9 protein-coding genes are annotated in these 8,116 nt (G+C 71.0%); 6 read left to right on the forward strand and 3 right to left on the reverse strand.

What is annotated here, in order from left to right:
• Nucleotides 1–39 precede the first annotated feature (39 nt).
• From ureG to ACTWQJ_RS41140, 3 genes are all read left to right on the forward strand, one after another.
• Nucleotides 40–717 (forward strand): urease accessory protein UreG, encoded by a 678-nt coding sequence (gene ureG / locus ACTWQJ_RS41130; protein ID WP_443311533.1) that lies wholly within the window; start codon nt 40–42, stop codon nt 715–717.
• Nucleotides 705–1,472 (forward strand): urease accessory protein UreD, encoded by a 768-nt coding sequence (locus ACTWQJ_RS41135; protein ID WP_443311534.1) that lies wholly within the window; start codon nt 705–707, stop codon nt 1,470–1,472. The genes ureG and ACTWQJ_RS41135 overlap by 13 nt, the downstream gene beginning before the upstream one ends.
• Before the next feature lie 130 nt (nt 1,473–1,602).
• Nucleotides 1,603–3,204, forward strand: coding sequence for an alpha/beta hydrolase (locus tag ACTWQJ_RS41140; protein WP_443311535.1), 1,602 nt, complete (start codon nt 1,603–1,605; stop codon nt 3,202–3,204).
• Nucleotides 3,205–3,258: 54 nt separating this feature from the next.
• Here ACTWQJ_RS41140 and ACTWQJ_RS41145 read toward each other — a convergent pair whose 3' ends face one another.
• The 3 genes from ACTWQJ_RS41145 to ACTWQJ_RS41155 form a co-directional block, all read right to left on the reverse strand.
• On the reverse strand, nt 3,259–4,287 hold the full coding sequence (locus ACTWQJ_RS41145; RefSeq protein WP_443311536.1) for an NAD-dependent epimerase/dehydratase family protein: 1,029 nt from the start codon (nt 4,285–4,287) through the stop codon (nt 3,259–3,261).
• Nucleotides 4,288–4,345: 58 nt separating this feature from the next.
• Nucleotides 4,346–5,071: a lysophospholipid acyltransferase family protein gene (locus ACTWQJ_RS41150; protein WP_409473679.1), complete on the reverse strand. Its 726-nt coding sequence runs from the start codon at nt 5,069–5,071 to the stop codon at nt 4,346–4,348.
• Between the two features lie 143 nt (nt 5,072–5,214).
• Nucleotides 5,215–5,955 (reverse strand): ATP-binding protein, encoded by a 741-nt coding sequence (locus ACTWQJ_RS41155; RefSeq protein ID WP_443311537.1) that lies wholly within the window; start codon nt 5,953–5,955, stop codon nt 5,215–5,217.
• Nucleotides 5,956–6,261: 306 nt separating this feature from the next.
• On the opposite strand from ACTWQJ_RS41155, the gene ACTWQJ_RS41160 reads away from it, so the two are divergent.
• The 3 genes from ACTWQJ_RS41160 to ACTWQJ_RS41170 form a co-directional block, all read left to right on the forward strand.
• Entirely contained in the window at nt 6,262–7,092 is an 831-nt protein-coding gene (locus ACTWQJ_RS41160; protein WP_224738357.1) for a helix-turn-helix domain-containing protein, read from the forward strand.
• A 25-nt stretch (nt 7,093–7,117) separates the two neighbouring features.
• A complete protein-coding gene (locus ACTWQJ_RS41165; RefSeq protein WP_224738358.1) occupies nt 7,118–7,330 on the forward strand; it encodes a DUF397 domain-containing protein in 213 nt (70 codons plus the stop codon).
• Between the two features lie 63 nt (nt 7,331–7,393).
• Nucleotides 7,394–8,116 (forward strand): SAM-dependent methyltransferase (locus tag ACTWQJ_RS41170; RefSeq protein ID WP_443311538.1); only part of this gene is annotated, 723 nt, incomplete at its 3' end.

An 8,116-nucleotide genomic window follows, 5' to 3' on the forward strand; every position in this document is an offset into this window, starting at 1 on the left:
GAATGATGCCGACCTGCGCTGAAAACTGGAGCCGTAGTCATGCACCTCGACCACACCCACCACGACACCCCCGCCATCAGCGCCGACGCCCACCGCCCCGACGGCAGTCGTCGTGCCCTGCGGATCGGGCTCGGGGGACCCGTCGGGTCCGGCAAGACCGCCACTGTCGCGGCGCTCTGCCGTGCCCTGCGGGACGAGTTGTCGCTTGCCGTCGTCACCAATGACATCTACACGCGCGAGGACGCCGAGTTCCTGCTGCGCGAAGCCGTGTTGCCGCCCGAGCGGATCACCGCCGTGGAGACCGGCGCCTGCCCGCACACCGCGATCCGGGACGACATCTCCGCCAACCTCGAAGCGGTCGAGGACCTGGAGGACGAGGTCGGGCCGCTGGATCTGATCCTTGTCGAGTCCGGTGGGGACAATCTCACCGCCACCTTCTCCAAAGGGCTCGTCGACGCGCAGATCTTCGTGATCGACGTGGCCGGCGGTGACGACATCCCGCGCAAGGGCGGACCCGGGGTGACCACGGCCGACCTGCTCGTCGTCAACAAGACCGACCTCGCACCGTACGTCGGCTCCGACCTCGGGCGGATGGCGGCGGACGCCAAGGCGCAGCGGGCCGAACTGCCGGTCGTCTTCCAGTCGCTGAGGACCGAGGCCGGGGTGGGGGACGTCGCCGACTGGGTGCGAGCGCAGCTCGCCTCATGGAAGGCGTGACCGTGACCGGTGTGCGGGCCACCGCGAGGATCAGCGCCCGCGAGGACGGCCGCGGCGGTACGGCCCTGCCCGTGCTGGCCGGCGAGGGGCCACTGGCGCTGCGGCGTACGCGGGGGAGTGGCCCGGAGGCGTACGTCATGCTCGTCGGCGCGATGAGCGGGCCGCTCGGCGGTGACCACTTCACCGTGGAGGCCGACGTCGCGGACGGAGCCCGGCTGCGGGTCGGGTCGGCCGCCGCCACCATCGCGCTCCCCGGACAGGCCAAGGGCGAGGCCCGGTACGACGTGCGGCTCGGCGTGGCGGACGGGGGCGAACTGCACTGGCTGCCCGAGCAGTTGATCTCTGCGCGGGGCAGCGACCTGTACGTGCGCACCCGCGTCGAACTCGGGTCGGCCGCTTCGCTGGTCCTGCGTGAGGAACAAGTGCTCGGGCGGGCGGGTGAGGAACCCGGGCGGCTCACCAGCCGTCTCTCCCTGCGGATCGCCGGGCGGATCGTCCTTGACCAGGAGCTGGCCTGCGGGCCGGGCGCGCCGGGCGGCTGGGACGGTCCCGCCGGACTCGGGGGCCACCGCGCCGTCGGGCAACTTGTCGTCGCACGGCCGGAGTTCGAGCAGCAGCCGGTGCCGGCGCGGGTGCTGGGGGACGGAGCAGCGGTCGTACCCCTGGCCGGGCCGGCCGCACTGGTGACCGCCGTCGCGCCGGACGCGCTGCGGCTGCGTCGGCTGCTGGACGAGGCGTTGGCCTCCCTGGAGTAGCTCTCCGTTCAGCGGGATGCCGTTCTCCGGTTATCGGATTGGCAAAGAACCGCAGTCGCCTCTGTTCTCGGCAACCTCACAGCGGACAGGATCACCCGTACTCATCCAAACGGTGTACGGGAGGCCCCACTTGAGGGACAAGAGACCGAAGAGGCGGACGGCGGCGCTCGGTTCGGCCGGAGTGCTCGTCGCGGCGACCCTGATAGCCGGTGCCGTCGCCGCGCCCACGGCCAGTGCGAGCGCCGCGAGCCGTCACGGTCAGGACCCCGAGGCCAGGGGCGTCGCGATCGCCGCCGCCCGCGCCGCGCAGACCGGGGTGAACTGGCAGGACTGCCCGTCCGACTGGGGGTTGGAAAAGCCCATCCAGTGCGGCTGGGTCACGGTGCCGCTCGACTACGCCAAGCCGTACGGCAAGCAGATCAGGATCGCCGTCGACCGGGTCGGCAACACGGGCACGGAGGAGGAGCGCCAGGGAGCCCTCGTCTACAACCCGGGCGGACCCGGAGGCTCCGGCCTGCGCTTCCCGCGCCGGGTGACCACGAGCAGCGCCCTGTGGGCGAAGACGGCCAAGGCATACGACTTCGTAGGCTTCGACCCGCGCGGCGTCGGCAAGTCGGCGCCCATCTCCTGCGTCGACCCGCAGGAGTTCGTCAAGGCGCCCAAGCTGGACCCGGTGCCCGGCTCGGAGGCCGACAAGCTCGCCCAGCGCAAGCTGGCCCGTGAGTACGCCGAGGGCTGCCAGGAGCGCAGCGGCGCGATGCTCCCGCACATGACGACGCCGAACACCGCGCGCGACCTGGACGTCATCCGCGCCGCGCTCGGCGAGAGGAAGCTCAACTTCCTCGGCGTCTCCTACGGGACGTACCTCGGTGCGGTCTACGGCACCCTCTTCCCCGGGCACGTGCGCCGCATGGTCGTCGACAGCGTCGTCAACCCGTCCCGCGAGAAGATCTGGTACCAGGCCAACCTGGACCAGGACGTCGCCTTCGAGATGCGCTGGCAGGACTGGCAGGACTGGGTCGCGAAGAACGACGCCGCCTTCCACCTCGGCGACACCCGTGCCGAGGTCCAGGCGGAGTGGCTCGAACTGCGCGCCACCGCCAAGAAGGACCCGATCGGCGGGGTCGTCGGCCCGGCCGAGCTGATCGGCTTCTTCCAGAGCGCCCCGTACTACGACTCCGCGTGGGTGCAGGTCGCCACGGTGTTCAGCAAGTACGTCGCCGGTGACACCCAGGCCCTCGTCGACGCGGCGGCCCCCGACCTGTCGGACACCGTGGGCAACGCCGCCTCCGAGAACGGCAACGCCGTCTACACGGCGGTCGAGTGCGCCGACGCCAAGTGGCCGACCAGCTGGCAGAAGTGGGACCGGGACAACACCCGCCTCCACCGTGACCATCCCTTCCTCACCTGGTCCAACGCGTGGATGAACCTGCCCTGCGCCACCTGGCCCGCCCGGCAGAACACCCCGCTGGACGTGAAGACCGGCAAGGGCCTGCCGCCCGTGCTGATCGTGCAGGCCGAACGTGACGCGGCCACCCCCTACGGCGGCGCCCTCGAACTGCACCAGCGCTTCAAGGGCTCCCGCCTGATCACGGAGAAGGACGCGGGTTCTCACGGCGTCACCGGCCTGGTCAATCCGTGCATCAACGACCGGGTGGACGCCTACCTCCTCACCGGCAGGCTGGACACGAAGGACGTGACCTGCGCACCGCACGCCACGCCCCAGCCGTAGGCGGCAGTTGTACGAGGTGAGGGGGCGGCCGGCGGTCAGCCGGCCGCCCCTTCGCTACGCCCGGTCGAGCCAGGCGTCCTCGGCCGCGTAGTCGAAGAGGTCGCCGTACGCCTGCACCATCTTCGGGTACGCCTCCCGCCAGTCCCGCCCGGAAAGCCGGCGTTCGATCCACTCGACCGTCTCGGGGAGTGTCTCGGCGTACCGCACCACCGGGCGGTACCCCAACTCCCGCTGTGCCGCCGACATGTCGCACACCACGGGGACCGGGACCGACCACGGGCTGTCGCCCACGGTCGGAGCCGGTGGGGGACCGTCGACCAGGACCGTCTCGGTCTCCGCGCCCATCACGGTGTCGATCGCCGCGGCGATGTCCGCGACGGTGGGTGCCTCGTCGTCGCAGGCGTTGAGCACCCGGGAGGCGGGTCGTGCCGCGGCGAGGCGGACGAGTTCGGCGAGGGTGTGCACGCTCACCGGGTGGAAGCGGCTCTCACCGCCGTAGGCGAGAACGCGTCGTCGGCGGCCGTCCAGGTTGCGCTTGACGAAGTACAGCTCGCGGGGGGTGCGGCAGTGCGGTCCGTGCACCGCGCCGGCGCGCAGCAGGGTGGTGGGCAACTGTTCGCCGGCCGCGAGCAGTTCGCGCTCCAGGGCCGCCTTTCGGGTGCTGTACGACGTGTCGCCGGGCGTCACCGTGCGCTGGGTCTCCGGCAGCGGCACCGGGTACTCGGGGAAGCCGTCCGGTTCGGCCTGTGTGTCGAAGTTCCGGCCCTTGTCGTCCTCGTACACCGACACACTGGAGATCACCACCGCCGAGCCGACCCGCCCCGTCATGGCGGTCAACTGCCGTGCGTGCCGGTCCCCGAAGGCGACGATGTCGACCACCAGGTCGCAGTCCTCGCCGATCACCGCGGCCAGTGCCGCGTCGTCCTCCCGGTCCAGCCGCACGGTCCGCACCTCGTCGGGCCACGACGCGTCCCGGCCGCCGCCCCGCGACGCGGCCGTCACCGCCCAGCCGTCCCGCGCGAGCGCCCGCACGGCCGGACGCCCGATCTGGCCCGTCGCTCCGATCACCACAGCACGTTTCATGAGGCGACCCTAGGACGGAACGGCCCTGTAAACATGGGAACTTAGCCCACAGCAGAGCTCAACCGAGCGGCATCCGCGGGAACCTGCGCTCCCGCTCCGCCCGGGCCGCGGCCTCCTCCGCCTTGACCACGGCCGCGTACCGGTCGACGTACTCCTGCCCGGACAGCGACAGGATCGCGTACATGATCTCGTCGGTGACGGCGCGCAGGATCGCCTTCTCGTTCTCCATGCCGGCGTAGCGGGAGAAGTCGAGCGGCTCGCCGAAACGGATCACGACGGGGTGGATGCGCGGGACGACCTTGCCCGGCGGCTGGGCCTCGAAGGTGCCGATCATCGCGCAGGGGATCACCGGGACCCCGGCCTTGAGGGCCATCACCGCGACACCGACCTTGCCCTTGTAGAGGCGGCCGTCGTGCGAGCGGGTGCCCTCCGGGTAGATGCCGAGCAGCTCGTCCTTGCGCAGTACGCCGAGCCCTTCGCGGATCGCCGCCTGGCCCGCGTCCTTGCCGGAACGGTCCACCGGGATCTGCCCGGCGCTGCGGAAGAAGAACGCGGTGAGCCGGCCCCTGACGCCCGGGCCGGTGAAGTACTCGGCCTTGGCGAGGAAGGTGATGCGGCGCTTGAGGATCGCCGGCATCAGGAAGTGGTCCGAGAACGACAGGTGGTTGCCGGCGACGATGGCCGGACCCGACGAGGGCACGTGCTCCAGTCCCTCGATCCGGGGCCGGAAGACCAGTCTGAGCAGCGGTCCGAGAAGCACGTATTTGAGCAGGTAGTAGAACAACGGGTGGGCTCCTCACTCCGTCGGTTCGGCTCACCGCCGCGTTCTCGCAGCTCAACCGGCATGTCGTGAGGGTTCAGTTTAGGTGCAGGCGTGGTCATGGGGAACCGGTGCGGCCCCCGGACGCGGGCTCGGTCCGTCGCAGGTCAGGGCTGTGCGGTCGGAGCGTGCGGTAAGGGTCCTTCGGCCGAGTGGGGGACGGACCGTGCGGGGAGGGCCGTCGGTGCCGGTGTGGCCGGGGCGGGATCCGTCGGTTCCGTCGTCAGCTCGGCCCAGACGATGCGCCCGTCGTGGTGCGGGGTGCCCCGGACTCCCCAGTCGTCGCACAGCGCCTCGACCAGGAGGAGCCCACGCCCGCTCTGGTCGTCGGGGCCCGGTTGCCGGGGTGCCGGGAGAGTGGGCCCGCGGTTCTGGTCCTCGACCTCGATACGGACGCGGCCTGCGGTGGCGTGCAGTCGGCACACGATCCGCTCGCTCGCCGAGTGCGTGACCGCGTTGGTGACGAGCTCGGAGGTCACGACGAGGGCGTTGTCGCGGGCCTCGGCGCCGATGTGCCATGCGGTGAGCGTCTCGCGCACGCTTCTGCGGGCGGCGCCGACCGACTCCGGGGCCGCCGGCAGGACGAACGTGTGACTCCGGCGGGAAGCGGGGTCCCCGGAGGCGAGCCGGTCGGGGCCCGAGGGCCCGGGGAGTCGACCAGGGTGCTGCTCGCCTCCGGGTGGCTGTGGGGGGTGCGGCGTCTGTGCCGGCCGGAGGGGAAGCCCGGCACCGGGCAGGCGCGCAAAGGGCTCGGCGCCGGACGGCCGGACGGTCCGCCCCGGCAGTCGGCCGGGAAGCTTGTCCTCGGGCAGTCGCTCCAGCGGGTGGGGGAGGGAGGGCGGAGCCATCGCCGTACGCCTTTCATGTGCCGTGCGGACGTCGGGTGTCGTCGCGGCTCTGTCTCCCCCAACTGGACCGAGCCGTCACTCTCTTCGGCTGGCCGAGGACAGTGAGTCCACTGTGGCACCCGCCAACTACCGCTCGCAACCTGCAAGTTGAAAATTGCAATGGGGCAAGTGCATGCTGCTTCCGCCAGAAAGTGATCGAATGACCAGGCAGGCGTGAACGCGTGAGACGGTGAGCCGGGAGCTGACGGCGTGAGGGGGTGAGGCGTGACCGAGACCGACTGGGGCGGCGCTCCTTCCGTCCTGCGCATGATCCTCGGCCGACAGCTGGAGGAGCTGCGGACGCGGGCCGGCCTGACGTACGAGCAGGCGGGCGCGGCCCTCGGGGTCAGCCACTCCACGATCCGCCGGATGGAGGCCGCCAAGGTGGCCCGTCTCAGGCTGGCGGATGCCGAGAAGCTGCTCCATGTCTACGGCGTGACGGACCAGCAGGAGATCGACACCTTCCTGAAGTCCGTCCGTGAGGCCAACAAGCGCGGCTGGTGGCACACCTATCGCGATGTGCTGCCGGACTGGTTCGCGGCGTATCTGAGCCTGGAGCAGGCGGCTTTGCAGATCCGCGCCTACGAGAACCAGTTCGTCCACGGCCTGCTGCAGACGGAGAGTTACGCACGCGCCCTGCTCGGCGCCGGCAATCCGCACGCCCCGGCCGAGGCGACCGAACGCCGGGTCGCCCTGCGGATGCGGCGCCAGGAGTTGCTGACCCGCCGGGAGCCGCCGCGGGTGTGGGTCGTGATGGACGAGACGGTGCTGCGCTGGCCGGTCGGCGGCGCCGACGTGATGCGCGCGCAGGTCGACCATCTGATCGAGATGAACCGGCTGCCGCAGGTGACCCTGCAGATCATGCGGTTCGCGAACGGCCCGCACCCGGCCATGCGGGCGGGCGCGTTCCACCTCTTCCGGTTCCGGGCCCGCGAACTGCCCGACATCGTCTACCTCAACGGCCTGGTGGGCGCTGTCTACCTGGACAAGAGCGACGACGTCGTGGTGTATCGCGAGGCCCTGGACCGGCTGGGCGCCCAGGCGGCGCCCGCCGGCAAGACCGAGGCCCTCCTCGGTGCGATTCGCAAGGAGCTCTGACGTGCACCACCACATACGCAACGGCATGCCGTCCCGGGAACTGGGCGCACGCGGCTGGTCCAAGCCGTGGAGCGACGACGCCGGAGGCGCCTGTGTGGAAGTGATGAAGCTCGCCGACGGGCGCGTCGCCGTACGCCAGTCGACCGATCCCGACGGTCCGGCGCTGGTTTTCACCCCGCTGGAGATGTCGAGCTTCCTGACGGGTGTCAAGGCGGGTGACGCCGACTTCCTCCTCTGACTTCCCTGCTACTGCTGAGCGTTCCCCGCACCCCAAGCCACGACCCGAATGGGAGACACGGCGTTGCCTGACAACGGATGGCCGGCCGATCGCATCGACACCGAGAACGCGCACTCCGCGCGGATCTACGACTACATCCTGGGCGGCAAGGACTACTACCCCGCGGACAAGGAGGCGGGCGACGCCATGTCCCGGGAGTGGCCCGCCCTGCCCATCCACATGCGGGCCAACCGGGACTGGATGAACCGCGCCGTGCGCTGGCTCGCCGAGGAGGCGGGGATGCGCCAGTTCCTGGACATCGGCACCGGCATTCCCACCTCCCCGAACCTCCACGAGATCGCCCAGGCCGTGGCGCCCGGGTCGCGGGTCGTCTACGTGGACAACGACCCCATCGTCCTCACCCTCTCCCAGGGCCTGCTGGCCAGCACCCCCGAGGGACGCACCTCGTACATCGAGGCCGACTTCCGCGACCCGGCGAGCATCCTCGACGCCCCCGAACTGCGCGAGACCCTCGACCTCACGCAGTCGGTCGCCCTCACGGTGATCGCGATCGTCCACTTCGTCCTCGACGAGGACGACGCCGTCGGCATCGTCCGCCGCCTGCTGGAGCCGCTGCCCTCGGGCAGTTACCTGGCGATGTCCATCGGCACCGCCGAGTTCGCGCCGCAGGAGGTGGGCCGCGTCGCCCGCGAGTACGCGGCCCGCAACATGCCGATGCGGCTGCGCACCATCGACGAGGCCCACGAGTTCTTCGAGGGGCTGGAACTCGTCGACCCCGGCATCGTC

Source organism: Streptomyces sp. KR55 (assembly GCF_052245645.1).
Lineage (GTDB): Bacteria > Actinomycetota > Actinomycetes > Streptomycetales > Streptomycetaceae > Streptomyces > Streptomyces flavusporus.

Excerpts from the sequence above, each read along its gene's own strand:
- ureG (WP_443311533.1), top strand. The coding sequence starts at position 40 with ATGCACCTCGACCACACCCACCACGACACCCCCGCCATCAGCGCCGAC.
- ACTWQJ_RS41135 (WP_443311534.1), top strand. The coding sequence starts at position 705 with ATGGAAGGCGTGACCGTGACCGGTGTGCGGGCCACCGCGAGGATCAGC.
- ACTWQJ_RS41145 (WP_443311536.1), bottom strand. The coding sequence starts at position 4,287 with ATGAAACGTGCTGTGGTGATCGGAGCGACGGGCCAGATCGGGCGTCCG.
- ACTWQJ_RS41155 (WP_443311537.1), bottom strand. The coding sequence starts at position 5,955 with ATGGCTCCGCCCTCCCTCCCCCACCCGCTGGAGCGACTGCCCGAGGAC.
- ACTWQJ_RS41160 (WP_224738357.1), top strand. The coding sequence starts at position 6,262 with ATGATCCTCGGCCGACAGCTGGAGGAGCTGCGGACGCGGGCCGGCCTG.
- ACTWQJ_RS41165 (WP_224738358.1), top strand. The coding sequence starts at position 7,118 with ATGCCGTCCCGGGAACTGGGCGCACGCGGCTGGTCCAAGCCGTGGAGC.